We start from the raw sequence: 25,754 nt of genomic DNA, 5'->3' as shown, positions 1-25,754 counted from the left end.
CGACCGATAGGCTCTCTCGGGTGACCGTCCAGAAGCCGGATTCCGGGCCCGCGTCCACGCCGTGGCGTTCCGACGCCGAGGCAGTACATCCGCTGGTCCGTAAAACGGCCGCGTGGTGCTGGCGGTTGCTGATCATCTTCGCGGCGCTGATCGCGCTGGGGATGATCGTGCAGAAGTTCGCGACGGTCGTGATTCCGCTGGCCATCGCGCTGCTGGCGGCCGCGCTGCTCGCGCCGCTGGTCGACTGGATGCAGCGGGTGGGGATTCCGCGCGCGATCGGCGTGTCGGTAGCGCTGATCGGGTCGATCGGGTTGCTCGCCGGAATCATGACCTTCGTCGTCGAACAGTTCGTCGACGGTGTGCCCGCGTTGTCCAACGAGGTCACCAACAGCGTGCACAAGGTGCAGGACTGGCTCATCAACGGGCCCGCGCACCTGAGCGACCAGCAGATCCGCAGTGCGGGCGACACCATCGTGCGCACCATCCAGGACAACCGCGAAAGCCTCACCAGCGGCGCGCTCACCACCGCCACGACCATCGGTCACATCCTCACCGGCGCGTTCCTGATCCTGTTCATCCTGATCTTCTTCCTCTACGGCGGCGATCAGATCTGGAACTTCATCACCCGGGTGGTGCCCACACCGCATCGCGAAAAGGTGCGCACCGCAGGCGAACTGGGCTTCGGCACGCTCGTCGGTTTCGTGCGGGCCACCGTGGTCGTCGCCGGTGTCGACGCGATCGGCATCGGTGCGGGGCTGGCGATTCTGCACGTTCCGCTTGCGCTGCCGTTGGCGTCGCTGGTGTTCATCAGCGCGTTCATCCCGATCATCGGCGCGGTCGTGGCCGGGTTCGTCGCGGTGTTCATCGCGCTGGTCACCAAGGGTTTCGTCACCGCGTTGATCGTGCTCGGCATCATCATCGCGGTGATGCAGCTGGAAGGGCATGTGCTGCAACCGTTGCTGCTCGGGCGCGCGGTGAGCATCCATCCGCTGGCGGTGGTGCTGGCGATCACCGCGGGCCTTGTCGTCGGAGGGATCGCGGGCGCGCTGCTGGCCGTGCCGCTGATCGCGGTGGGCAACACAGCGATTCGCTATCTGCTGGCGGACACTCCCGACGAGGCGTACGGCGAGCTCGCCGGTGCCGGGGACGGCGGCCTGTTCGACGCCGAACCCGACAAACCCGAGCCGGGCCGGTTCGACGTGACCGCGCGGTTGCGCAAGGCGACAGACGAGTCCGGCGATGCGGACCCACACAGCTGAGCTGAGCTCGGCCGACGCGGCGACCGCGCCCCTGTGGCGGGCCGCCCAGGCATTCCGGCTGGTCACGTTGCTGTACGCGATCGGCCAGCAGATCGCGTCGGTGCCCTACTACCAGCATCCACGGCTGAGCTGGGTACTGATCGCGCTGATGGCGATCTGGTCGGGTACCTCGGCTTTGCTGTTGTCGCAGTGGTACTTCCCCGAGGCGACCAGCCGGATTCGCGGGTGGGTCGTCGTCGGCGACCAGGTGGTGACGGTGCTGCTGATCGCCTCCACCCGGCTCGTCGCCGACTACGACTGGTATCACGGGCACCAGACCCTGCCGACCACGTTGTGGATCGCCAACTCGGTGATCTCGATGGCGATCCTGCGCGGACCCGTCGCGGGAGTTGTCGCTGGGCTTGTGATGTCGGCAGTCGTGGTGACCGTGCGTGACCAGTGGGGTCAGGACGTGTGGGGTGATGCGACCGCGCCCGTGCTGGTGTCGGTGGGGTTGGCGCTCGGATTGGCGGCCAATACGGCGCGGCGTGCGCAGGGGCAGCTCGAACGGGCGTTGCGGATCACCGCCGCCGCGCAGGAACGCGAGCGTTTGGCGCGTGAAGTGCACGACGGGGTGCTGCAGGTGCTCGCCTACATCAAACGGCGCGGCGGCGAGATAGGCGGGGCGGCAGGCGAACTCGCTCAGCGGGCCGGTGAGCAGGAGGTGGCGCTTCGGGTGCTGCTCTCCGAACAGGGTGATCAGGCCGATTCCGGTGCGGCCGAGGTCGACCTGCGGCCGTTGCTCACCGCACGCGCCACGCCGAAGGTCTCGGTGGCCACGCCCGGCGACCCGGTGCTCGTCGGAAGGATTGTCGCCCAGGAGATTTCGGCTGCGGTGGCGACCGCGCTGTCCAATGTCGAGCTGCATGCCGGCGCGGCGGCGAAAGCCTATGTGCTGCTGGAGGACACCGGTGACATGCTGGTGGTGAGCGTGCGCGACGACGGTGTCGGCATCGCACCGGGCAGGCTGGCCGAAGCGGCTGCCGAGGGGCGGATGGGTGTTTCGCGCTCGATCGTCGGGCGCATCTCGGCGCTCGGCGGCACCGCCGAACTGCTGAGCGAGGACTTCGGCACCGAATGGGAATTCCGGATCCCGCGCCACGCGGCGCACCGAGCGAGCTAGGAGCAGCGATGGGCGACATCAGCGTGATGGTGGTCGACGACCATCCGATGTGGCGCGAGGGCGTCTCGCGCGACCTCACCGAGGCCGGGTTCACCGTGGCCGCCACCGCCGACGGGGTCGGCACCGCCACCCGCCGCGCCGCCGCCGTGCAACCCGACGTGGTGCTGATGGACATGCAGCTCACCGACGGCAACGGGGCGACCGCCACCGCCGAAGTGCTCCGCGTATCACCGCACAGCCGGGTGCTTGTGCTCTCGGCCTCGGACGAACGCGACGACGTGCTCGAGGCGATCAAAGCCGGGGCCAGCGGGTATCTGGTGAAAAGCGCGTCGGCCGCCGAACTCGTCGACGCGGTGCGCGCCACCGCCGCCGGTCAGCCGGTGTTCACGCCGGGCCTGGCCGGCGTGGTGCTCGGCGAATACCGGCGCATGGCCACCGCACCCGCCGAACCCGATCAACCACACCGGCCGTCGCTGACCGAACGCGAGACCGAAGTGTTGCGGATGGTCGCCAAGGGGTTGTCCGCCAAGCAGATCGCCGCGCGGCTCAACCTCTCGCACCGCACCGTCGAGAACCATGTGCAGGCCACGCTGCGCAAACTTCAGCTCGCCAACCGGGTGGAACTCACCCGCTACGCCATCGAACAGGGCCTCGAGTAGGACACGGAATTGGGGGTTTGCCCTGATGCGCCGGTCGGTGTTCCTGGCTAGCCTCGAAACATGGGTGGTCCCGATTCCCTCGTCGCTCCCAGCGCCTTCGTCCCCGGCACGCCGACGGCGGGCCCGGTCGGCGACCGCGACCTGCGCGTCTCCGATTCCGAACGCGAACACGTCGGCCAGTTGCTACAGCGAGCCGTCGGCCTCGGCATGCTGTCGCTCGGCGAGTTCACCGAGCGGATGGACACCGCGCTCGCGGCCAAGACGCGCGGCGAACTGAACGCCGTCCTCGTCGACCTGCCCGGCATGCGAGTCGCGGGCGCGCCCCAACCGGCCGCCATGCCCAAACCCCGCCACACACCCGTACCGGGCGGCACCAATCCGGCCGTCATCCGCAGCAGGCTGTCCAGCGTGCAGCGGCGCGGGCCGTGGCAGGTGCCGCCGAGATTGCACCTCAACGGCCTGATGTCCGGGGTGACCCTCGACTTCACCTCGGCCGTGATGCAGACCCAGGTCGTCGAAATCCAGGTCGACGACTACTGCACGAGCCTCACCCTGCTCGTCCCCGCCGCCGCGACCGTCGACCTCAACGGCCTCACCCTCATCGGCTCCAGCGCCAACAACCGCGTCCGCACCGGCCCACCCATCGGCCCACTGCACCTGGTGGTCCACGGCCGCGTCCGCTTCGGCTCCGTCACCGCCAAGTACCCCCTGATGGTGCAATGGCGCCGCTTCCTCGGCCAATGATCAGGTAGGAAGAACCACCCCACCCGGGTGGTTCTACTCATGCCCGGCGACCGGGGTACGCGGACGATGGGTTCATGAACGCCATCGATCCTGCGCTGGTCGCACGCCTCTCGGACGAATTGACGACCCTCGGGACACGGTTGGGTCGTGTCGGTGCGGATCTGGGTGTCCTGCGTGAACAGTTGAGCCGGCCTGGGCAGTCGGTTGGTACGCAATTCGGTGGGCGAGTGCCGACGGGACAGGAATCCGCCGGGTGGTTGCTCGCGCAGGCTCGTCTGGCCGCGGCTCGTGGTGGCGCGGTTCGTGGTGACGTTCGGTCGGCTACAGGTTCCGGCGATGGTGCTGATCGGGCTGTGTGGGGCGCGACGAGTGGCTACCCGATCGGACAAGGGCAAGGAGTGCCGGAGTACGCGGCCGAAGGTTTCCCGACGCACGGTCAGGCGAGCTCGGGTGGGTCTGTGGCCGGACCCAGGCCGCCTGAATCGGTGCCCGGATCTACTTCGGCCGGTCCGGCGACATCCGGATCCGCAGTGCCCGTTCCGGGCGAGCCCGGGTTCGCGGTGCCGACTGCGATGCCGCCGGTGCGGGACGGATCTCCTGCGCCGGGGACTGCCGTGCGCGGCTCCGTGCCGGATTACGCATCGGGAGCGGGGACGTATGTGCAGGCGCCGTACGGTGGGCCTGGCGGTCGAGGGCCGGGTGTTGGGCCGGTGAGGCCGGTTGGGGTGGAGCTTCGGGTTGCGTGGTGGCAGCGGGAGGGGGTGATCGCGCGGGTGCTGGCGGTGGCCGGGGCTGGGGTCACCTTGATCGGGGTGTTGATGTTGTTGGTGTTGGCGGCTCAGGCGGGGTTCTTCGGGCCGGTGGCGAGAGTTGTTGCGGGCGGCGTTTTTTCGGTGGCATTGGTTGGGGTGGGCTGCCGGGTGATGGGGCGGGCCGGTGGGCGGGTCGGTGGATTGGCGTTGGTTTCCACCGGGATCGCGGGGCTGTATCTGGATGTTGTTGCGGTGACCGGCTTTTACCGGTGGGTGCCGGGTGGGGTCGGGCTCGCGGTGGCGTTGATTGTTGCGCTGGTGGGGCTCGGGTTGGCGATGCGGTGGCAGTCGCAGCCGTTGGCGGTGGGGGTTGTGGTCGGGGCGGCGGTGTTGTCGCCCGTGGTGGCGAGCGAGTTGATGCTGCTCGCGTTTCTCGTGGTGTTGCAGGCGGCCGGGGTGCCGGTGCAGATGCGGCGGGACTGGCCGGTGCTGCATGTTGCGCGCACCCTGCCGGTGGTACTGGCCGCGCTCGGGTTGATCGCCGTGAGCAGCTTCGAGGCGGGAATTGCCGGGGAGGAGGCAGCGCAGCGGCAAGGGCTGCTGATGGCGGCGGTCGCGTGTGCGGTGGTCGGAATCGTCGGTGCTCTGCTGACGGTGCGGCGTCGCGCCGGGGACATCACCGCCAGTGTGACCATCGCCCTCACCGCATTGTCGGTGGTCGCCGCAGCGCCGCTGTTCGACCGAGCGACTTCCGCATTCATCACCGGTGTGCTGGCCTGCGTGCTCCTCACCGTGGCCGCGACCGCGCTTCGACCGGAAATAGCTGCACGGCTGAACATCCCACGTCACACGGCTCTGGTGTCGGCGCTCACCGGTGCGGTTGTGCTGTTGCAAACCTGCATCACGGCGACCGGTGACAATCCGCATTTCCTGCCGACCGCGCTGTTCACGGTCGCGCTCGCGTTCCTCGGTGTCGCCGCAGCCGGCCGGAACCGGGTCTGCGCGGTACTCGGCATTGCCTTCGCCCTGCTCAGCGGATTTGTTCTATTCGCGATAGCCGACCCGGAAACCCTTGCGACACAAAGCCTCGCGATCCGAAATCTCGACGGTGCAACCGTGCTCGCCGCACTGCTCGGCCTCGGCACCGCCGCGATGGTCGCCTGGACCGTGCGGCGACTGCCCGGCGGGAACGACACGCTCATCACCGGAACATGGGTCGCCGTCAGCCTCGCCAGCCTGTATTTCGTCCTGGTGGCGACGGTTTCGACGGGTGTGGCTCTCAGTGGCACACAGGGTTTCCTCATCGGCCACAGCATCGCGACCATCATCTGGATGGCTGCCGCGACCACTGCACTCTTCGTCGGCCTGCGCAACCTCCGCACCGCCCCCGCCGTCGCCAAAGTGTGCCTGGCCTCCGGCCTCCTGGTGGTCGCGGCAGCCCTCGCCAAACTCTTCCTCTTCGACCTGGCCACCCTCTCCGGCCTCATCCGCGTCGCGGCCTTCCTCGCAGTCGGCACCCTCCTACTCCTCACCGGCACCCGCTACGCCCAAGCCTTCGCCACCCCCGACCCCAAGCCCTGACCCCGTCGAACCCACCCCTACCGCGCTCCCAACCACGCGACATCACCCCGCGCACACCTGGTCAGGCGATCACCACGCTCTGGTGGCGGGAGCGACTCGGCCGATGCCGCCACCAGAGCGTGGTGATCAGTTGTCCAGCGAGCCGGTCGGCGTCGGACCATGAGGATGTGTTGAGGAGACGACTCCGGCCACGGTGATCCCGGAGGGGCCGTGGCCGGAGTTCTGGTCGGAGGGGGCTTACGGAGTTTCGTCGTTGCGGCGGCGGAGGAGTTCGTTGACGCTCACCGTGCGGCCGTCGTCGCCGTGGTGGCGGCCCTCGTCGACCGGAGTGCTGCCTCGGCGGGAGGAACGCAGTTGCGCCATCCAGTTCTCGATCTCCGTGCGGGTGTCCGCCTGGGGGTCGTCCTCGGGAGTTGCGGTCGAGCCGTTTTCCGAGGAAGCGGCGCCGTTCGCGTCCGGGGCGGGCGATGAAGACGGCTCTGCCGCATCGGAATTCGGGATCGGGGTGAATCCGGGCGGTGCTTGCCATCCGCCTGCCGCCCCCGAGCTTTCGCCGGTCGCGTGACCACCGGTGGCGCCCTGATCGCCCGCCTCGTCGGCTGCGGTGAAGGGGGCGGTTTCGGGTTCGCCGTCCGCAGGGGACACCGGTTCGGCCGGGCGCGATTCCGGCGAGGTGGGCTCGGCGGCAGACACCGGAGTGAATCCGGGCGGTGCGACCTGAGGGCGCAGAACGTTCGGCGTGCGACTCGTATCCGATTGTGCGGCAGTCTGTTCCCGCGTGGTGGGGGCCTGCGGCGTACGGCTCTCGGTCGATTGCGCGTTGTCCGGGGAACCTATTTGCGCGGACCGGCGCGCATTGTCGATCGACGCCCACATCGACGACGCACCGGCCGACATCGGCGGCTCCGCTGCCTCGGCGGTCGGCGCATCACCCGGGGCACCGTCGGTCCACGGGAGTTGCTGTGGGTCGACGGGTACCGGAGTGCCGAAGACGTTCTGGGCAGCCGGGTTCTGCGATTGCGTGTCGCGGTCCTCTGGCGCGGGGTGGCGCATCGGCAGGTCCGGGAATTCCGGGAGATCGAACGCCGGCTCGGCGGCCTGCTGCGCATCCGCGCGGTGAGCACCGGGAGTCGCGGTCAGATCGGTCTGGGGCGGAACGAATCCCTGCGGACGTGAGTCCGGTTCGCGCGCAGCATCTTCCGTATCGGGTCGGCTGACCCGGTCGGCGGCGGGTGCCTGCGGTTCCGGTGCATCCGCCGAGGGGCGACCCGCCTCCTCGTCGCCAGTTCGCGGGAGTGGAGTGAACCCGTTGAAGGTTCCACCCGCCGGGAAGTCGGAAGGACGCGACACCGGACGCGGTGTCGGTGGCTGCACGATGCTGGGCGGTGGTGTGTTCACGACGCCCGACGGAGGCGTCACCGGGGGCGGAGTGTTCACGATGCTCGGCGACGGCGTCACCGGGCGCGGGGTATCGGTGCTCGGCCGAGCGGGAGCGACGATGCTCGGTCGGGATTCGGGTGTGTCCCTGGGGAATTCACCACCGACCGGCGTGCCGGGCGTCGAGATGCGAGGCGTCGTCGGGCTGTATCCCGCAGGCGGCTTGACCCGCTCCGAACCGCGCGGCGCGGGCTCGTTGCCCCGCGAATCGGGCAGGTCGAGACCGCCGATCACACCATCGACAGGGGCAGCGACATCGGCCGGGCCGGAACCGCCGATCACACCGTCGACACCGAATTCCGCACGGCCCGAATGGTTCCCCGCGGCTGAATCGACGGGTGCCGACCCCTGGTAGCTCTGGTCATCTCCGGCTGCCGAGCCGGGGGCAGGGGTTACGGAACCTGTGCCGAAAACCTGGTGGTCGGAACGGTTTCCAACCGACGGATCCCCAGGCGCGACCGCACCATGATCCGGCCGGAACGCGGTCGGCTCCCCGGAAGCACCCGTATCCCCACGTCCCGATCGGATCGCGGTCGGGTCCCCAGGAGTGCCTGTTTCCCCATGTTCCGATCGGATCGCGGTCGGCTCCCCGAGGGTGGCCGCATCCCCACGGTTCGATCCACCTTCGGACGATCCCGTAGGCATGCCCGAATCCCCACGGCCGGGGCGATTTTCGTTGCCGGGCTCAGGGGCGGGGGCATCCGGCTTCACAGCAGGCAGCATCTGCGTCGGCTCGTCATCGGCGCCGACAGGCTTCGCCGAACCGGGCTGCACAACCGGCAGCACGCGCGTCGGCTCACCCGACAGCATCGACGCGCGCGGCCGCGTGGGATCCGGCGACATCGGCTTGCGCGGCCGGGCCGGTTCGGCGGACTCGGTGATCTTGTCGATGCGCTGCGTCGGCGCCTCGGCCTCGATCTCGGCCACCGTGCGCGGACGACGCGGTGTCTTGGCCAGTTTCGCGTCGGGGACGGAGACCATCTGCATGGTCGGCGGGTCGGTGATCGGGGTGGTCTTCACCAGGTCGACGACGGTGCCCTTCTGCGGACGTTCGTCATCGAGGATGGGTTCGCCCAGGCCGATCTTCTCCTGAATCCGCTTCATCCACTTCGGCGCCCACCAGCAGTCGTCGCCGAGCAGTTTCATGATCGCGGGGACGAGCAGCATGCGCAGAACGGTGGCGTCGAGGAACAGCGCGGCGATCATTCCGTAGGCGATGTACTGCATCATCACCATGTCGGAGAAGGCGAACGCGCCGGTCACCACGAGGAGAATCAGCGCGGCGGCGGTGATGATCCGACCGGTTTGCGCGGTTCCGATCCGCACGGCCTCCGTGGTGGATGCCCCCTGCGCACGCGCCTCCACCATGCGCGACAGCAGGAAGACCTCGTAGTCCGTCGACAGGCCGTAGATGATCGCGATGATCAGCATCAAGACCGGCGCGCTGATCGGCTGCGGCGTGAAGTTCAGCAGACCTGCGCCGTGACCGTCGACAAAGATCCAGGTCAGGATGCCGAGCGTTGATCCGAGACCGAGGGCGCTCATCAAGGCAGCCTTCAACGGCAGCACCAGTGAGCCGAACGTCAGGAACATCAGTACGGTCGTGGCGACCAGCACGAGCAAGATCATCCACGGCATCAGGTCCAGCAGTGTGTCGATGCTGTCGGCCATCAGCGCTGGCTGACCCGTGACATACATCGTGACGCCGTCTGGCACCTCGATCGCGCGGATGTAGTCGATCGTCTGCTCGGCGCTGCCCGTGGGATCCACGAGGGTGGCGGAGGTGCGGAAAACCGTTGCGTCAGTGGGTGATTTGACCGGCACCTCGAACGGGCCGACCAGTCCGGGAGCTTGGTTGGCTTCCTTCCACACCTTGCCGATCGCGGTGGTGTTGTCCGAGACGAAGACCAGCTGAATCGGGTCCGTCTTCTTCTGCGGGAAGACCTCGTAGAAGTGTTCGAGCGCGAGACGGGTCGAGTTGTCCGGCGGAAGGTACTTCTCGTTGATGCCGCCGAATGCGAGGTCTTTGACCGGGATGATGAGCAGCAGCAGGCCGACGGTGATCGGAATGGCGATCTTGAGCGGGTGCCGCATGACCCAGCGGGTCGTGTTGCCCCAGAAACCGTTCTCGATCTGGTCGGCGGTCTTGGTCTTGCGGAATCGCTTGAGCCCCAGCATGTCCACGCGAGGACCGAGAATGCCGAGCATCGCGGGCAGGATCGTGATCGCGGTGAGCGCGGCCAGTGAGACGGCGGCGATCGTGCCGTACGCGACCGACCGCAGGAAGCCCTGCGGGAAGATCAGGATGCCGCCGAGGCTGGCGATGATCATGGTCGCGGAGAAGACAACGGTTCGGCCGGCGGTCATCACCGATCTTCGGACGGCGGCAGCCGTGTCGTAACCCTCGGCCAGCTCTTCTCGGAACCGGCTGACTATGAAGAGTCCGTAGTCGATCGCCAGACCGAGACCGATCATCGAAACGACGCCACCGACGAAGATGTTGACCTCGGTGAAGTTGGTCAACCCCATCACGAGGCCGTTCGCGCCGATGATCGTCAGACCACCGATGATCAGGGGCAGGGCGGCGGCGACGATGCCGCCGAAGACGAAGAACAGCAGCACCGCCACAGCCGGAAAGGCCAGCAGCTCCATGCGTTTGGAGTCGTGGTCGAGAGTGTCGGTCAGGGTGACGCCGAGTGGCTGCAAACCCGAGACTTCGACATCGATGCCGGGGATGTCGAAGGCGCCCTGAACAGCGCGATAGTTGGCCATGACGGTGGTGTCGTTGTCACCGATGATGGCTATCGAGGCGAATGCGTGCTTCTTGTCCTTGGACCCGAATGCCGACGGCACCGCGGGCGCATCGCCCACCTTCCAATAGGTGCCGTTGATCTTGTCGATGTGGTCGGGGTGATCGGCGACAGCCTTGCTGAGGCTGTCGACGGCCTTCTGCCGGAACTCCGGGTCATCGATCGTTTTGCCCTCGGGGGCGTTGTACATGACGATGACATCCGCCATGTGGTCGCGGCCGAAGGACTGGTCGGCGATCTCCGCGCCTTGCACCGACTCCGAGCCGGGGTCGAACCAGCCGCTCTGCGTCAGGCGCGGGCCGAGGCCCATGCCGTAGGCACCCAGCGCCAACAACGCGGCCCCGACCACCGCGATGACGGCGAATCGGAACCGATAGACCAGATCGCCCCAGCGGGTGAACACTTAAGCGACTCCTTGACCAGGGCGAGATGTGAGTAGCGCAGAAAGCGGCCGGAAGGGCTGCAACCATGCGCCCTCGTCGGGCAGCGAATCGAGGCTCACCCGCGGTAGCGGTTCCCGGAATACTCCCGGGATGTCCTCGAGGTCGACGAACTCGAGAGTATCGGAAGTGACTGCCCAACTCGCGTGCTCGCGGAATCCGAGCACGTGAGCTGGGGTTCCCTTGGCGGCGATGGCTTCCAGTGGTTCGCGGAAGGCTTGACCGTCGGCGGAGGCGACCATGATTCCGGCCAGTCCGCCGTGCCGGGCCCGCATGGCGATGTGGGCGAGCATGTCGGCGTCGACGTCGGAGTCCTCGTCGATCTTCGGCTTGGCGAAGACCGCGAAACCCACATTGCGTAATGCCTCGACCCAGGGGCGGACCACGTCGGCGGTGCCGGGGGCGATATTGGTGAAGACGGTTGCTTCGGCTTCGATGCGGGTTTTGGAACCCACCGACAGCTCGGCGGTCTTGGCGAGCAGCCAGCGGCCGAGCGCGTCGAAGCGGGGACGATAAGCGGCCGTGGGACGTCCACCGAGGATGGCGCCGAGTCCCATGTCGAGGTTCGGCGCGTCCCAGACGAGCAGGACGCGCCGGACATCGGGCCCGGAACCGCTCAACGCCTCGGCGCCGGCACCTGACTGGTCGAGTTCCGGCATCTCGGGGGCGATCTCACTCACGCTCATCTCTCGATCTTCCCCCATATGAACTCGTTGATGACGCTTCCGGCACGCAGGCCTTTGCCCTCGAACTTGGTGACCGGCCGGTCGAAACCGATCGGCGCGGTGTCGCGGTTGGCCGCGCTGTCGCCACCGGTGGTGTCGTTCAGGCCGGTGAGCAGCGGTTCCTGTGAGCCTACTTCGAGAATGTGTTCGGCGTAGTCGGCGTGGTCGGTCGCCACGTGCAGCACCCCGCCGGGCTTCAGCCTGCTCGCGATCAGCGCGAAGGTCGGCGCCTGCAGCAGCCGGCGCTTGTGGTGGCGGGCCTTGGGCCACGGGTCGGGGAAGAACACGCGCACACCGGTCAGCGACTCCGGGGCAACCATGTTCTCCAGCACGTCGACGGCATCACCGCGCAGCAACCGGATATTGCCGATCTCCTCGCGTTCCACCTGCTGCACCAGCTGGGCAAGGCCCGGTTTGTAGACCTCGATGCCGATGAGGTTCAGGTGCGGCTCGGCCTTGGCCATGGCGGCCGTGGCGGTGCCGGTTCCGCAACCGATCTCGATGACCAGCGGCGCGCTGCGCCCGAACCAGGCGTCGGCGTCGATGGGCTCGTTGGACACGTCCCGGCCGATCACCGGCCAGGTGCGTTCCCAGGAGGCCTGCTGGTTGGGCGTCAATGCCCCTCGGCGCGAGCGGAAGCTCGTCACGCGGGGGTAGAGCCGGGAGCCGGTGGTCGAGCGGCGGCCCGCTTCGTTCGGCATCTCCGAGAGCTTCAGGTGCTCCGGGGCAGTGGACGGCGGCCCGGGAACCGACTCGACAGGGTGGTTGGCGGCGTCGTTCACGTCGTCCATTGTCCAGCATGCGCCGAGTTACGTCGCAGCCGCCTCACGCCGGATCTGACAGAATGCCCTCCGAAAAGGGGGTGCGCGCAAATGCCGACAGGGACCATGACCGCACAGACACGGCCATCCGACCAGCTCGATCAGCTGATCTCGGACCTCGGCGCAGGTGGGGGAACCGACCCGGTGATCGCCGAGCGGCTCGTGGCGGCAGTACACCGCAGACGCAGGCCGTTGCGGATCCAGGTTGCGGGGCGTGCGCTCAGCGGGCGGACCACCGTCCTCGCGGCGCTGGCACTGCTGTCCGCGCAGGAGACCGACCCGGTCGACCAGCCCGAACTGCCCGATCCCGTGCTCGACGGTGATCTTGTGGTGTACGTGCTGGCCGGAGCGCCGCAGGCGGCCGATCTGCGAGTGCTGGAAACACTGCCCAGGGACCGCAGCATCGTGGTGCTGAACAAGGCCGACGCGATGGGTTCGCGCTGGGGTGACGCCGTGGCCGCCGCCGAACGGTTCGCCCGTGAGCTGCGCTTGCCGGTGGTTCCGGTGGTCGCCTCGCTGGCGGCGCGCACCCGGGCGGGCAGTGTCGACGCGGCCGATCTGAGCGATCTGCGCAGGCTCGCGGTCGGCCCGGACGTGCCGTCGGTGCTGGCCGCTGACCTGTTCATCGGTGCCGGTTCCGATCAGGACGCCCGCAGGCGCCTCATCGAGAACTGGGACCTCTACGGCGTGGACTGCGCGCTCACCGCGCTGCGCGCCGACCCGGATCTCACCTCCGCCGCGCTGATCCAGATCCTGCATTCCGCGGGCGGCATCGACCCGCTGCACCGGCTGGTCCACCGCCGCTACGAGCAGGTCGAAGCCGTGCGCGGGGGCGAACTGCTCGACGAGCTGGTCCGGCTGGCCGCGCGCGCCGTCCCCGGTGACGGTGGCCGCGCCCGCGCGCTCATCGAGCAGTACCTGGCCGGTGACGAGGCCTTGTGGATCGGGTTGTGCGCCGGTCTGGCCTGCCCGCAGGTCGCCCACCTGGCCGCCGGATATCCCTCGCCCGCGCCCGGCGACGCCGACGAGGCGCTCTCGCGCGCCACCCGCTGGCGGGCCGTGGTGTCGAGCGATATGCCGCCCGCCGCCCGCCGCGCCGCGCTGCGCGTCCACAACGGGTACATCAGAGCCTGGGAGCGGATGAGCAGTGCCGGACTCTGACGAGGCCGCACTGCCCGCCGACGTCGACGCCGTCATCGAACGATGGAATCCGCAGGGTAAGGCGCTGCTGCGGGCGATGGCCGGTTCCGGCGCCGCCGCGAGCGTGCTGTTCTACGCCCCCGACGACGCCAACACCACCCTGCTGCGCACCGAACTAGCCCGCTTCGAACCGCGCATTGACCTGATCGATCCGGCCACCCCGACCACCGAACCCGCCCCGGCCCTGATCCTGTTCGACGCGGGCAGCGTGATCGGTGCCGACCTGCTCGCCCTCATCGACCGCCTGCGTGGCGCGGGCGCCCCGATCCTGCTCGCCATGAACGGCTTCCACGCCTACCAGGACTGGCGTGCGATGCGCGAGCGCAGCCTCGCGCTGCTCGCCGCCCGCGGCAGCGACGACCTCGACATTCTCGCCGTCTCGGCCCGGTTGGCCGCGGCCGCCCGCGCCGCCGACGACTCCGCCCTGCTCGACCGCTCCGGTCTCGGCGCCCTGCACGCCGCCCTCGCCGCGGCCACCGCGCAGACCCCGGTCGACGGTGCCCGACGCCGTGCCGCTGTGCTCGCCCGCGTGCTCGCCGACACCAGGGCCCGCATCGCCGAGCAGATCACCGCACTGCGCACGGGTACCGAGACCGCGCGTATCCGGGAGGAGCGGGTCGCTCTGCTCGCCGAGCGCGACGGCGGCAGACAGACCGGTCTCGCGGCGGTGCGCAGCCAGGTGCAGCTGGCCCGCGTCGACCTGTCGACCGAGGTGGGCGCCATGGTCCGGGCCCTGCACATGCGCTCACGCGCCGAACTCGACCGCTGCGACCGCACCGAGCTGCGCGCCTACCCCGAGCGCTTGCAGCAGGCCGCCGGTGAGCTGTCGGCCGCGGTCGACGCCGTCATCGACGAGCGCGTGCTCGAGACCGCGCGGCGTATCGGCACCGCCGCGCCCGCCCAGCGCCGCTACGACGCGGCGCCCCGAGTGGGTCCGGAACCCACGCCGAGGCACCGTGGTGTCGAAGATCACCTGGTGATCGCGCTCGGCGCGTCGGTCGGTGTCGGTCTAGGCCGGTTGATCGTCGCGCCGCTGTCGCTGGTGCCGACGCTCGATGTGGCGAGCGTGCCGGTGGCGTTGCTGCTCGGCGCCGGTGCGGCGGCATGGGTGGTGCGTGCGCGCGGGCAACTGGCCGAACGCAGTCACATGTCACAGTGGGTGTCGGAGGCGCTGGTGAATGTGAAAGCCCAGCTCGAGCAGCGTGTCGCGGCTGTACTGGTGGACGTGGAGGCGGAGCTGGCCGAACATGTCGTGCGCGAATCCACGGCCCGCGCGGTGGCCGTCGACCGGCGCATCGCCGAGCTCGACACGCTCGTCCGGCGCCTCGCCGCCGAGCAGCCCGCACAACTTTCCGCCTGCGAACGCGATATCGAGACACTCGACAAGGTGTGACGAGAACGATTGGTCCACCCGTCGATGGGTACTAGGTTGGGCGAACCCGATTCCTTATCGATCGTCATATCGCGTTAACCTTTAAGCAGGAACCTGGGCGTCCTGCTCCGTGCCAGTCGATGCGCGGCTCCGTCCGTGTGCGGCCCTGTACGCCGTCCATTGGGGTTGTGCGGTGGCTGGTTCGCTGCCGGACGTCTTCCCGCCACGGTGGCGCCCCCGCCCATCTCAGGAGAGTTTTCATGACCTCAGCGACCATTCCTGGTCTTCGTGGATCCGACGGCACCGCGCCGACCGAGCACAGTGAACTGCTCGCCTGGGTACAGGAAGTCGCAGAGCTCACTCAGCCTGACCGCGTTGTCTGGGCCGACGGCTCCGACGCGGAATGGGATCGCCTGACCACGCAGCTGGTCGAAGCGGGCACCTTCAAGAAGCTCGACGAGAAGAAGAAACCGAACTCCTTCCTCGCCCTGTCCGACCCCTCCGATGTGGCCCGCGTGGAATCGCGCACCTACATCTGCTCCAAGACCGAGGCCGACGCAGGCCCGACCAACAACTGGGTCGACCCCGCCGAGATGCGCGCCACCATGACCGAGCTGTACCGCGGCTCGATGAAGGGCCGCACCATGTACGTGGTGCCGTTCTGCATGGGCCCGCTCGGCGCCGAGGACCCCAAGCTGGGCGTGGAGATCACCGACTCCGAGTACGTGGTCGTGTCGATGCGCGTGATGACCCGCATGGGCCAGGCGGCGCTGGACAAGCTCGGCAGCGACCGTCCGTTCGTGAAGGCGCTGCATTCCGTCGGCGCTCCGCTGGCCGAGGGTCAGGCCGACGTGCCGTGGCCGTGCAGCGACACCAAGTACATCACCCACTTCCCCGAGGACCGCGAGATCTGGTCCTACGGCTCGGGCTACGGCGGCAACGCGCTGCTCGGCAAGAAGTGCTACTCGCTGCGCATCGCCTCGGCGATGGCCCACGACGAGGGCTGGCTGGCCGAGCACATGCTGATCCTCAAGCTGATCTCGCCCGAGAACAAGGCGTACTACATCGCCGCCGCGTTCCCCAGCGCCTGCGGTAAGACCAACCTGGCGATGATCCAGCCGACCATCCCCGGCTGGCGCGCGGAGACCCTCGGCGACGACATCGCCTGGATGCGTTTCGGCAAGGACGGCCGCCTCTACGCGGTGAACCCGGAGTTCGGTTTCTTCGGCGTGGCGCCGGGCACCAACCACAGCTCCAATCCCAACGCGATGGCCACCATCGACGCGGGCAACACCGTCTACACCAACGTCGCCCAGACCGACGACAACGATGTGTGGTGGGAGGGCCTGGAAGGCGACCCGCAGCACCTCATCGACTGGAAGGGCAACGACTGGACTCCCGAGTCCGGCACGCACGCCGCGCACCCGAACTCGCGCTACTGCACCCCGATGTCGCAGTGCCCGATCCTTGCCCCCGAGTGGGACGACCCGCAGGGCGTGCCGATCTCGGCCATCCTGTTCGGCGGTCGCCGCAAGACCACCGTCCCGCTGGTGACCGAGTCGTTCGGCTGGGAGCACGGCGTGTTCATGGGCGCGACCATGGGCTCGGAGCAGACCGCTGCCGCCGAGGGCCAGGTGGGCACCGTCCGCCGCGACCCGATGGCGATGCTGCCGTTCCTCGGCTACCACGTGGGCGACTACCTCGACCACTGGATCGAGCTGGGCAAGAACGCCGACTCGACCAAGCTGCCGAAGATCTTCTACGTCAACTGGTTCCGTCGTGGCGCCGACGGCCGCTTCCTGTGGCCCGGATTCGGTGAGAACTCCCGCGTGCTTGAGTGGATCGTCGGCCGCATCGAGGGTTCGACCGGCGCGTCGTCCACCCCCGTCGGCCACGTCCCCACGGCCGCCGATCTCGACCTGGACGGCCTCGATGTCGACCCGGCCGACGTCGACGAGGCCCTTGCGGTGAACGCCGACGAGTGGCGCCAGGAGATCCCGTCGATCGAGGAGTGGTTCGAGTTCATCGGCGACCGCCTGCCCTCGGGTGTCCGCGACGAGTTCGAGGCTCTCAAGCAGCGCCTCGGCTGATCCCCCGAACAACGAACCGCCCGCGCCGATTCCGGTGCGGGCGGTTTCGTGCTATTCGGGGAAGGGCGCGAACTTGACGAGCTGGGTGAATCCGGTGGACGTCAGCCAGGCCACCCGCCCTTCGGGGACCGCGGCGGCCTCGGCGGCGAACACCGCGGCGAGGTGCTTCTTCAGCTGGTGACGAGGGTGCCGGACGAGCAGTTCGCCGACCCATCGGGGATCGAGGTCGGCCAGCCGGTCGCCGAGCACGTCCACCGACGCGCCCGCGGAGACGAAACCACCCGGGTCGCCGAGGTCCGCCGCGACGCCGGGGGTGAGATGGGCGGCGATGGCCGCACCGATGATCGCGGCCCGTTCGGCGGAGGCGCCGTGCCGCCGGGCGAGGCCGACCGCGCTCTCCCCGCCGACCACCGCGAAACACCTTCCAGGCGTAGGTGTTTCGAGGGCTATGTCGTGCAATAGACAGGAGACGTAGGCGATTTCGTCGTCGTACTCGGCGCCGTCGAGGTCGGCGAGGGCGCGACCGAAGAAGTAGGTGCGGAAGGAATGCGCGAGCAGTGCGTCCGAGAGTTCCTCGCGCGCATGTAGTTCCGCCTCTCTGGCCAGCCGGGTGTCCGGGAGTCGCACGTCCTCGACGCGCCCGGTGCCGCGCCTGCCGAGTGCCAAGCGCAGCCGTCCCGGCGCGAATCTCGGCACGGTGCGCCCGAGTGCCGCCAACAGTCGACGGCGCTGCGCCGCGGTGAGGTTCCCGCCGGTGCGCTGTGCCCAGGTCCAGTCGAGGCCTGCCGGATTCGTCATCAGATCTCCCTTGTCGTTTCTGCGTCAAGCAAAGCCGGACAGGGGTGAGGAGAACGAGTGGCAGGCATGCCAGCAGTGCCCGGATTCGTGCCAAACTCGAGGAGTGATCTCGGTGGCCGCACTCGCCCTGGACGGCGTGATGACCTACGACCTCGCGTGCGTGGTCCAGATCTTCCGCCACGGACCGGGCCGCACCGGCGAGCCCGCCGGCTTCGACATGCGAACCTGCGCTGTACGTCCCGGCCCGGTGTGGACGCCGAACGGCTTCGAGCTGCGGGTGGAGCACGGCCTCGAGCTGCTCGCCGACGCCGATCTGATCGTGGTCCCCGGCATCGGCCTCCCGACTCTGCCCACCCCGCCACCGGCGCTCGACGCCCTGCGTGCGGCGGCCGCCCGAGGCGCAACCATCGCCAGTATCTGTGTAGGCGCCTTCGTCCTCGGCGAGGCCGGGCTGCTCGACGGTCGCCCGGCCACCACCCACTGGGCTTACTGCGACGAATTCGCCGAGCTCTACCCGGCTGTGAAACTCGATCCCACCGCCCTCTACGTCGACGACGGCGACATCCTGACCTCGGCGGGCCTGTCCGCCGGATTGGACCTGTGCCTGCACATCGTCCGCCGCGAACTCGGTGCCGCGGCCGCCGCCGACCTCGCCCGCTGGAATGTGGTGCCGCCGCACCGAGAAGGTGGTCAGGCGCAGTACATTCCGCGGCCGATGGCGCGCGTCGCAGCGCACGGTGGCCTGGCGGCCACGCTCGATTGGGCGGCGGCCAATCCCATAGACGCCGTGGATGTCTCAGCTCTCGCCGCGCACGCGTTGATGAGCGAGCGGACTTTCATCCGCCGCTTCAAGGCCGAGGTCGGCACCACGCCGCGCGCGTGGCTCGACGCGCAACGGCTCGGACGGGCCAGGGAACTGCTCGAGCGAACGACGTTCACCGTGGAGACGGTTGCCCAGCGATCGGGCTTCGGCAGTGTGACGGCCCTACGCGAACACTTACGTGCGGCGACCGGGCTTACACCGTCCGCATATCGACGCTCATTGCGTCATTGACCCACTTTCCCGACGCGGAGTTTCCTTTCGGGCACAAAATAAGACGATTCCCCCGTGTGAATTTCGGGTACCTATTTCGATGACAGAGAGTCGCTGGGGCAAGGGAATCGCCGTCACCTATATTCCCAGTCAGGTTTCTGTGAACGTCGCACCATCCCCCGAGCAAACTCCGTTGAGATCGACGCTGAGAGGTGGTTGACGCATGACCGATCTGGTGACCCGCCCGGAGGACGACACCTGCTCGAGCACGCCACTGCACCGGGTGGCAGGCCGCCTGCAGCGAGTCCTGCCACCCGGATGGCGCGTCGACGTGGTCGACCTGCCCGCCAACGGTGAGGTTCGTGCCCAGCCGGTGCTGCGGGTAGTGATGCCGGAGGACTAGCCGGTCCAGCCCATCGGCATCAGCACCGACTTCTGCTCACAGAAGGCGTCCAGGCCCTCGGGCCCGTTCTCGCGGCCGATGCCGGAACTCTTGTACCCACCGAACGGCGCGGTGGGGTCGAAGGCGTACCAGTTGATCGCGTAGGTGCCCGTGCGCACGCGTGCGGCGATTTGCGCACCGCGTTCGATGTCGGTGGTCCAGACCGAGCCCGCCAGGCCGTACACGGAGTCGTTGGCGATGGCGACGGCCTCGTCCTCGGTGTCGTAGGGGATCACCGACAGCACCGGCCCGAAGATCTCCTCCTGGGCGATGGTGCTGGAGTTGTCCACGTCGGCGAAGATCGTCGGCTCGACGAACCAGCCGTGCTCCACCCCCTCGGGCCTGCCGCCGCCGAGGACCAGCCGCGCCCCCTCGGCCTTGCCCTTGGCGATGTAGCCCTCCACGCGCTCGCGCTGCCGCTCGCTGATGAGCGGGCCGAACTGCACCGACGGGTCGGTGGGATCACCGGTCTTCAGTGTGCTCACGTGGGCGACGAGCGCGTCGAGGATCTCTTCGTAGCGGCTGCGCGGTGCCAGGATGCGGGTCTGCGCGACACAGCCCTGCCCGCTGTTCATCAGACCGGAGAACGCGAGAACGGGAATGCTCGCCGCCAGGTCGACGTCGTCGAGAATGATCGCGGCCGACTTACCGCCCAATTCGAGGGAGACGGTCTTGAGCTGTTCGCCGGCGATAGCGGCGAGTTTCCGGCCGACGGCGGTACTTCCGGTGAAGGTCACCTTGTCGACGCCGGGATGACCGGCCAGGTATTCGCTTGCCTCGGCCTCGGCGGGCAGCACGGAGATCACGCCGTCCGGCACGCCTGCCTCGGTGAAGATATCGGCGAGGATATTCGCGCTGAGCGGGGTGAGTGGCGACGGTTTGAGCACGATCGTGCACCCGGCGAGCAATGCGGGCGCGAGTTTGTTCACCGCGAGGAACATCGGAACATTCCATGCGGTAATAGCGGCGACGACACCGCGCGGTTCCCGTGACACACGGGTAGTTCCGAACGGGCCGACCCGAGTCTCGTTCCAGGGGAAGGTCTTAGCGAGCGAGACTAACGCGTCGAGCGCCGCGACGGCGGGAATTTGGTTGAATGTCAAGGCGCCTACCGTTGTTGCGCCCATCTCGGCCGTGAGTGCGGCGAGCAATTCCGGGGAACGCTGCTCGATGAGGCGCGCGGCCTTGCCGAGCACCTCGGCTCGTTCCAGTGGATCCTTCTTCGGCCACGGTCCGCTGTCGAAGGCGTCGCGCGCCGCGGCGACCGCGGCGTCGACATCGTCCTTCGTTACCGCGGGCACGCTGCCCACGGTCTCCTCGGTGGCCGGTGAGACCACGGGAATGCGGTCACTACCGGCCGGGGTGGTCCACTTGCCGCCGATGAACAGACTGTCGTAGTGCATGAGAACACGTTACAGTTTCGCGGCCGGATTGTCTGCAACACGTTCTACTTTGCCTGGTGGTGGGCACTCTGAAGTGCGCGAATTCCAACCCGTCGGTTCGCTTTTCGGGAAAACGCACTATTGCGTTCTCGTGGTGAAAAGGGGATGCTTTAGCTACTGATCAGCTCGCTCGATTCATCGGACCTTTACAGCGAATTGGGGAGACCGACTCATGGCTGTGCAAGTGATCGGCCGATCGTTGATGACCAGCGACCAGACCGACCATCAAGCGAAGAGTGTGGGCAGTGGAGGATGGGTTGTGTCATTCCTTCCGGGCCGCACACTGACGATCGAGCAGGCAACTGCCGCCATTCAGGCCGCTGAGGCGGTCGCGATGGTCGGAGCGCTCGCCGATCAGGTCGGCCTGACCACGTTGGAGACCGTCGGCCTCGCGATTCAGGAATCCCCGTGGGCCAGTGCGTTACCCGAGCCGGTGCGCCGGACGCGGCGATTGAGCTGGCTGGCCTGAATCACCGTTTCGTCGCCACCACAACGAGATTGCTCACGAGTAGCTCGCGAATCACCGGAATCCGAACCAGCCACCACGCCCAGCGCGGGTGATAACGGGGGAAAACGGTTCGCACGTCCGCCGGTGTCGTTGCCGCCCAGCGCAAACCGTCGGCGGCGGTGACAGCGAACAGTGACCTACCGAATCTGTTCTTGGGTTCACGACCGTGCTTACGGAAGTACCTGCGGGCCGCGTACTCGCCGCCGAGGTAATGCCACAGCCCGGTCTCGTGCCCACCGAACGGCCCGTGCCACACCGTGTACGAGTAGACGATGAGCCCACCGGGCTTGGTCACGCGGACCATCTCGTCGGCCATCGCCCACGGCTCGGGGACGTGTTCGGCGACGTTGGAGGAGAAGCACACGTCGAAGGCGTTGTCGCGGAACGGGAGCGCCATGCCCGAGCCGCGCACCGAACCGGCCACCCGCAGGCCCGCGGCGTGCATCTCCGACGGGTCGGGTTCCACCGAGATATAGCGCGCACCGCGTGCGGTGAACTCGTCGGCGAAGTAGCCGGGCCCGCCACCCACGTCGAGCACCACGGTTCCGGCGAGATCGCGGCCGGTGATGTCGGCGTAGAAGTCGTCGATCAGCTCGGCGCTGTCGGTGGCGATGCCGCCGTAGAACCTGGCCGGGTCGGACTGCTCGAACCGGAAGCTCGTCAGCAGGCGCACGGAGCGGCGCAGCGTGGCGCGACGGGCGAAGCGGGGAGCTCGGCCCGGCTGGTCGGTTCTCGGCGGGGATGCGGTCGGCACGGCAGGAGTTTAGGGGCTCGGCGGCGGCGCATCGCGGCCGTGTGCGGGTTCGGCGGTGATATTGCCGTGTCGCGTGGGCCACACCCGCTAGGGTGGTGGCCGACGTTTGTCCGAAGCCGATCCGATTGCGAGCCCGACCGTGCGTGAAGTCCTCCTGTTGTGCTGGCGTGACACGGGGCACCCACAGGGCGGCGGCAGTGAGCGGTACCTGGAGCAGGTGGGTGCGCAGCTGGCGGCCCGTGGGGTCAAGGTCACCCTGCGTACGGCCGGGTACCCCGGTGCGCCGCGCCGCGAGCGGATCGACGGTATCGACATCAGCCGCGCCGGTGGCCGCTTCACCGTGTACCCGCGCGCGCTGGCCGCCATCCTCGCCGGTCGGCTCGGTGTCGGCCCGCTGCGCGGTGTGCGGCCCGACGTGGTGATCGACACCCAGAACGGCATCCCGTTCTTCGCGGCGGTCACCGGTGTGCCGTCGGTGGTGCTCGTGCACCACGGACATCGTGAGCAGTGGCCCGTCGCCGGGCGGCTGGTCGGGCGGATCGGCTGGTGGATCGAGTCCAAGCTGTCGCCGCGCGTGCACCGCGACAACCAGTACCTCACGGTGTCGCTGCCCTCGGCCGAGGAGCTGTCGGTGCTCGGGGTGGACCGCGAACGCATCGCCGTCGTCCGCAATGGTGCCGAGCCGGTGCCCGCCGAGGTCGTCCCCGGTGGCGCGAGCACCCGCGCCACCCACCCACGCATCGCCGTGCTGTCCCGTCTCGTTCCGCACAAGCAGATCGAAGACGCCCTCACCGCCGTCGCCACGCTGCGCGAACGCTTCCCCGACGTGCACCTGGACGTGATCGGCGACGGCTGGTGGGCGCCGAACCTGCGCGCGTGCGCCGAAGAGCTCGGCATCACCGACGCCGTCACCTTCCACGGCCACGTCGACGAACGCCGCAAGCACGAGATCCTGTCCACCGCGTGGGTGCACGTGATGCCCTCCCGCAAGGAAGGCTGGGGTCTGGCCGTCATCGAAGCCGCCCAGCACGGCGTACCGACTATCGGCTACCGCAGCTCCCGGGGCCTCACCGACTCCATCGTCGACGGCGTCACCGGCCTGCTGGTAGACGACGCCCCCGCCCTGTCCCGAGCCGCCGCCGACCTCCTCGCCGACCCGGAAACCCGCGCCATGATGGGCGAAAAGGCCCGCGCCCGCGCCCACGAATTCTCCTGGGAACAAACAGGTTCCGGCGTCTACGAAGTCCTCGCCGCCGCAGCCCGAGGCACCTACACCACCGGCCTCGTAGCCCCGTCAGCTCTCAATCACTGAACACATCGTCGACGGTCTGCGCCCCGATCGCCCGATCGAGCCATTCGCCGAGCTGCGCGCGGTCGTGACACGACACGATCTTGCTTTCCGCCGCAGCGGAAACAGCGATTCCACGCCGCCGCAGAATGCGAATGATGCTCTCTGAGACGCCTTCTTCGCGCCCCTCTTCGCGAATCCGCTGTGACGTCTCGGAGCGGAAGAACGACAGGTCTACCGACATCAACTTCCTCCAGATTCGGGCGCCTCGCGTACGGCCGGCCTCGTGCTGTGAGGTGACCATAGCGAGCGAACATAGGCCGTCGATGGCTCGCGGCGGTATTGGTGCGGTGTGTTGTGCGACGCGCGAGGGATCGCCGGATGACACTCCGTCAGTTGGGGTTTCGGCAGAGGGTGGCTGTGAGGAGTGCTCCGAGGAGGAGGGTGGCCCAGAGGAGGTGGGCGGTGGCGGAGATTCGACGTTGGGTGGGGGTTGCGGTGTCGGTGGGGGTTGGGTTGGGGACCCGGTAGAGGGCTAGGTCGGGGTCTTGGTAGGTGAGTTGGGTTGTGGTCAGGGTGGACTGGGAGGCGCCGAGGGGGCCGGGGGTGGTGCGTTCTATGAGAATCCAGCCGACGCCGAGGGCGGCTAGGTCGGTGGCGGGGGCGCCTTCGAGTAGGGCCGTTTCGACTGTGCGGGCGCGGTTTCCTTCGCCTGCTACGGCGTAGCCTCGGACGCGGAGTTCGCCTGTTTGGAGGACGTCGTCGGGGAGGATTCGGGGAGCGGGGTCGAGGACGGGAGCTGTTCCGCTGTAAGGGAATCGGCGGAACATGCCTGCGGGGAGGACGGCCACGTCGCCCGGCGCGTCGATGTGTTCGACGACTTCTTCCCAGCCTGCGGGGTAGTGGACAGGGCGCATCTCGCCGCCGACGCCCCAGGCCAGGTCGGGGAGAGGGAGAATCAGCAGTCCGATGAAAAGTGTTGCGACAGCGGATGTTCCGGTTCGTACGCCGTCATGGATCGTCGGCGCGAACCTACGTGCGAAGGTGAGCACGGTGGTGCAGGCGGCCGCCGCGCACAACACATACGCGGGCATCGCGAGCGCCACGTACTTCTGGCTGTCACGCAACAACCCCGCACCGGGCACATGCACGACCAACCATTCGCCGACCGCGATCCCCCCGCTGGTCGCCCCGAGCGCGGGCACGACCACAGCCACCACCGCGATGACCAGCAATGCCCGGTGCCCCCGCGCCCACACCGCCCGCACCCCGAGCGCGACTATCCCGAGCAACAACATTGTGGCGACGAACGCCACCGGCGTTGTCCGGCTACCCGGAACCGCCTCCGCGTTCCAGATCCCCCCGAGCCCGGCCAGACTGCCCAACGTCCCCAACCACGGCTCCGCCCGCGCCGCGAAGGCCGAAACCCCCTCGGGATCCGACGGCTCGGCCCCGGCTCCCAACGCGGTCGCCGTCAACCACGGCGCACAGGTGAGCACCCACAGAACGCCCGCGGGCAGCATCTTCCGCCACCCGATCATCGCCAGTCCGATGACGGCCGCCAGCAACGACCCGGTCGGCGTCAACCCGGCTGCCGCGAACGCCGCGACCAGCGCGGCCCACGCACCGATACGTGCTCCCGCCCGGGAACGGCGGGCCTGAACACCGCTCCATGCGCGTCCGACAATCGACGTACCACTCGCACGTGCCGAGTCGACCTCGCTGACGCTGCCCGGTGATCCTCTGCCGGTGCCGGTCTCGGCGGTCGAGTCTGTACCCGACCCGGCAGCACGGGCGAGGCTCGCCTCGGTGTGGCTGCGCTCGTACGAGCGGATGCCGACTGACGAATCGACCTCCGGCTCGCGCAGACGCATTGCCGCCAACGCCACCCAGGGCAAAGCCGCATACCCCGCGAGCAGACTCCAATGCCCTTGGAGGAGGCGTTCGGCGACGAAAGGGTTCCAGAGTGCCAGGGTCGCGGCGACGAGTTGCGGGCCTGTGGTCGCGCTGACGAAGCGGCGGGCGAGGACAGCGGCGCCGTAGCCTGCCGACCACAGGGAAACGATCAGGATGGCTTTGACGAGGATGCCGCCGTCGACGACGGGGGAGAGGACGGCGAGCAGCGCGTCCTGCGGCACCGCGCGGGGTGCGGCGGCGCCGAGACCGAGCGCGGAGTCGGTCAGGTAGGAGCGCGGGGTACTCACCGCGTCGCGCAGCAGCAGGTATCCGGAGCCTGCCAGCGGGCCGACGATCACAGCCGTGAGGAGCGCGCAGTACGCGGCAACCCAGAGCCTCGCGCTAGCTGTCACATCAGAGCACCCTAGATGCTTGCGGGAAGCACGGCGGGGCCCGCCCTGATCTGGACCGACCCGAGGGTGCGACAACGCGAAGGCCCCGCCTCGAGTGCGCCAGCGCTCCAGAAGCGAAGCTCAGGGTG

The 25,754-nt window shown here is 68.5% G+C and carries 19 protein-coding genes and 1 pseudogene; 12 read left to right on the top strand and 8 right to left on the bottom strand.

Features of this window, described 5'->3' with window-relative positions; translation table 11 throughout:
* The first annotated feature begins 20 nt into the window (after positions 1–20).
* The 5 genes from AB0I19_RS21245 to AB0I19_RS21225 all read left to right on the top strand — a co-directional run bounded on the left by AB0I19_RS21245 (position 21) and on the right by AB0I19_RS21225 (position 6,157).
* A complete protein-coding gene (locus tag AB0I19_RS21245; RefSeq protein WP_357150678.1) occupies positions 21–1,259 on the top strand; it encodes an AI-2E family transporter in 1,239 nt (412 codons plus the stop codon).
* Positions 1,240–2,421, top strand: a complete 1,182-nt coding sequence (locus AB0I19_RS21240) for a DUF5931 domain-containing protein (protein ID WP_357150677.1) — start codon at positions 1,240–1,242, stop codon at positions 2,419–2,421. Before AB0I19_RS21245 ends, AB0I19_RS21240 begins: the two co-directional genes overlap by 20 nt.
* An 8-nt stretch (positions 2,422–2,429) precedes the next feature.
* Positions 2,430–3,080: a response regulator transcription factor gene (locus AB0I19_RS21235; protein ID WP_357150676.1), complete on the top strand. Its 651-nt coding sequence runs from the start codon at positions 2,430–2,432 to the stop codon at positions 3,078–3,080.
* Positions 3,081–3,140: 60 nt separating this feature from the next.
* Positions 3,141–3,824 carry a DUF1707 domain-containing protein gene (locus tag AB0I19_RS21230; protein WP_357150675.1) on the top strand — a complete coding sequence of 228 codons (684 nt, stop codon included), beginning with the start codon at positions 3,141–3,143 and terminating at the stop codon, positions 3,822–3,824.
* 725 nt (positions 3,825–4,549) lie between these two features.
* A complete protein-coding gene (locus tag AB0I19_RS21225) occupies positions 4,550–6,157 on the top strand; it encodes a DUF2339 domain-containing protein (protein WP_357150674.1) in 1,608 nt (535 codons plus the stop codon).
* Positions 6,158–8,257: 2,100 nt separating this feature from the next.
* Here AB0I19_RS21225 and AB0I19_RS21220 read toward each other — a convergent pair.
* The 3 genes and pseudogenes from AB0I19_RS21220 to trmB form a co-directional block, all read right to left on the bottom strand.
* Positions 8,258–10,807 (bottom strand): annotated as a pseudogene (locus AB0I19_RS21220) (MMPL family transporter); the annotation flags it as partial.
* Positions 10,808–11,530 (bottom strand): NYN domain-containing protein, encoded by a 723-nt coding sequence (locus tag AB0I19_RS21215; RefSeq protein WP_225281546.1) that lies wholly within the window; start codon positions 11,528–11,530, stop codon positions 10,808–10,810. It abuts the pseudogene before it with no gap.
* The gene (trmB, locus tag AB0I19_RS21210; RefSeq protein WP_243749826.1) at positions 11,527–12,270 is read right to left on the bottom strand and encodes a tRNA (guanosine(46)-N7)-methyltransferase TrmB; all 744 of its coding nucleotides are present in this window, start codon (positions 12,268–12,270) and stop codon (positions 11,527–11,529) included. Before trmB ends, AB0I19_RS21215 begins: the two co-directional genes overlap by 4 nt.
* Before the next feature lie 186 nt (positions 12,271–12,456).
* Between trmB and AB0I19_RS21205 the strand changes: the two genes are divergently transcribed.
* The 3 genes from AB0I19_RS21205 to AB0I19_RS21195 all read left to right on the top strand — a co-directional run bounded on the left by AB0I19_RS21205 (position 12,457) and on the right by AB0I19_RS21195 (position 17,052).
* Complete coding sequence (locus tag AB0I19_RS21205) at positions 12,457–13,551, top strand: hypothetical protein (protein WP_357150673.1); 1,095 nt, start codon at positions 12,457–12,459, stop codon at positions 13,549–13,551.
* On the top strand, positions 13,538–14,983 hold the full coding sequence (locus tag AB0I19_RS21200) for a hypothetical protein (protein ID WP_357150672.1): 1,446 nt from the start codon (positions 13,538–13,540) through the stop codon (positions 14,981–14,983). Before AB0I19_RS21205 ends, AB0I19_RS21200 begins: the two co-directional genes overlap by 14 nt.
* A 239-nt stretch (positions 14,984–15,222) precedes the next feature.
* A complete protein-coding gene (locus AB0I19_RS21195) occupies positions 15,223–17,052 on the top strand; it encodes a phosphoenolpyruvate carboxykinase (GTP) (RefSeq protein ID WP_357150671.1) in 1,830 nt (609 codons plus the stop codon).
* Positions 17,053–17,103: 51 nt separating this feature from the next.
* Here AB0I19_RS21195 and AB0I19_RS21190 read toward each other — a convergent pair whose 3' ends face one another.
* Complete coding sequence (locus AB0I19_RS21190; RefSeq protein ID WP_357150670.1) at positions 17,104–17,850, bottom strand: HD domain-containing protein; 747 nt, start codon at positions 17,848–17,850, stop codon at positions 17,104–17,106.
* 103 nt (positions 17,851–17,953) lie between these two features.
* Here AB0I19_RS21190 and AB0I19_RS21185 point away from each other — a divergent pair, with 103 nt between their 5' ends.
* Together AB0I19_RS21185 and AB0I19_RS21180 are read left to right on the top strand one after the other, a co-directional pair.
* A complete protein-coding gene (locus AB0I19_RS21185) occupies positions 17,954–18,904 on the top strand; it encodes a helix-turn-helix domain-containing protein (RefSeq protein WP_357150669.1) in 951 nt (316 codons plus the stop codon).
* Positions 18,905–19,106: 202 nt separating this feature from the next.
* Entirely contained in the window at positions 19,107–19,286 is a 180-nt protein-coding gene (locus AB0I19_RS21180) for a hypothetical protein (RefSeq protein WP_357150668.1), read from the top strand.
* On the opposite strand, the gene AB0I19_RS21175 is transcribed toward AB0I19_RS21180, so the two are convergent.
* Positions 19,283–20,728: an aldehyde dehydrogenase gene (locus AB0I19_RS21175; RefSeq protein WP_357150667.1), complete on the bottom strand. Its 1,446-nt coding sequence runs from the start codon at positions 20,726–20,728 to the stop codon at positions 19,283–19,285. The genes AB0I19_RS21180 and AB0I19_RS21175 overlap by 4 nt on opposite strands.
* Before the next feature lie 211 nt (positions 20,729–20,939).
* Here AB0I19_RS21175 and AB0I19_RS21170 point away from each other — a divergent pair, with 211 nt between their 5' ends.
* Positions 20,940–21,236 (top strand): hypothetical protein, encoded by a 297-nt coding sequence (locus tag AB0I19_RS21170; RefSeq protein WP_067497182.1) that lies wholly within the window; start codon positions 20,940–20,942, stop codon positions 21,234–21,236.
* Between the two features lies 1 nt (position 21,237).
* Here the strand turns inward: AB0I19_RS21170 and AB0I19_RS21165 are convergent, their stop codons facing one another.
* Positions 21,238–22,029, bottom strand: coding sequence for a class I SAM-dependent methyltransferase (locus AB0I19_RS21165; protein WP_067643553.1), 792 nt, complete (start codon positions 22,027–22,029; stop codon positions 21,238–21,240).
* 139 nt (positions 22,030–22,168) lie between these two features.
* Between AB0I19_RS21165 and AB0I19_RS21160 the strand changes: the two genes are divergently transcribed.
* Complete coding sequence (locus AB0I19_RS21160; RefSeq protein WP_357150666.1) at positions 22,169–23,341, top strand: glycosyltransferase family 4 protein; 1,173 nt, start codon at positions 22,169–22,171, stop codon at positions 23,339–23,341.
* Here the strand turns inward: AB0I19_RS21160 and AB0I19_RS21155 are convergent.
* Together AB0I19_RS21155 and AB0I19_RS21150 are read right to left on the bottom strand one after the other, a co-directional pair.
* Positions 23,331–23,561: a hypothetical protein gene (locus tag AB0I19_RS21155; protein ID WP_357150665.1), complete on the bottom strand. Its 231-nt coding sequence runs from the start codon at positions 23,559–23,561 to the stop codon at positions 23,331–23,333. The genes AB0I19_RS21160 and AB0I19_RS21155 overlap by 11 nt on opposite strands.
* A 148-nt stretch (positions 23,562–23,709) precedes the next feature.
* Entirely contained in the window at positions 23,710–25,626 is a 1,917-nt protein-coding gene (locus AB0I19_RS21150; RefSeq protein ID WP_357150664.1) for a hypothetical protein, read from the bottom strand.
* Positions 25,627–25,754 lie beyond the last annotated feature (128 nt).

The organism is Nocardia sp. NPDC050413 (genome assembly GCF_040655475.1).
Classification (GTDB): domain Bacteria; phylum Actinomycetota; class Actinomycetes; order Mycobacteriales; family Mycobacteriaceae; genus Nocardia; species Nocardia coubleae.
This window is presented reverse-complemented; position numbering and strand designations above follow the sequence as displayed.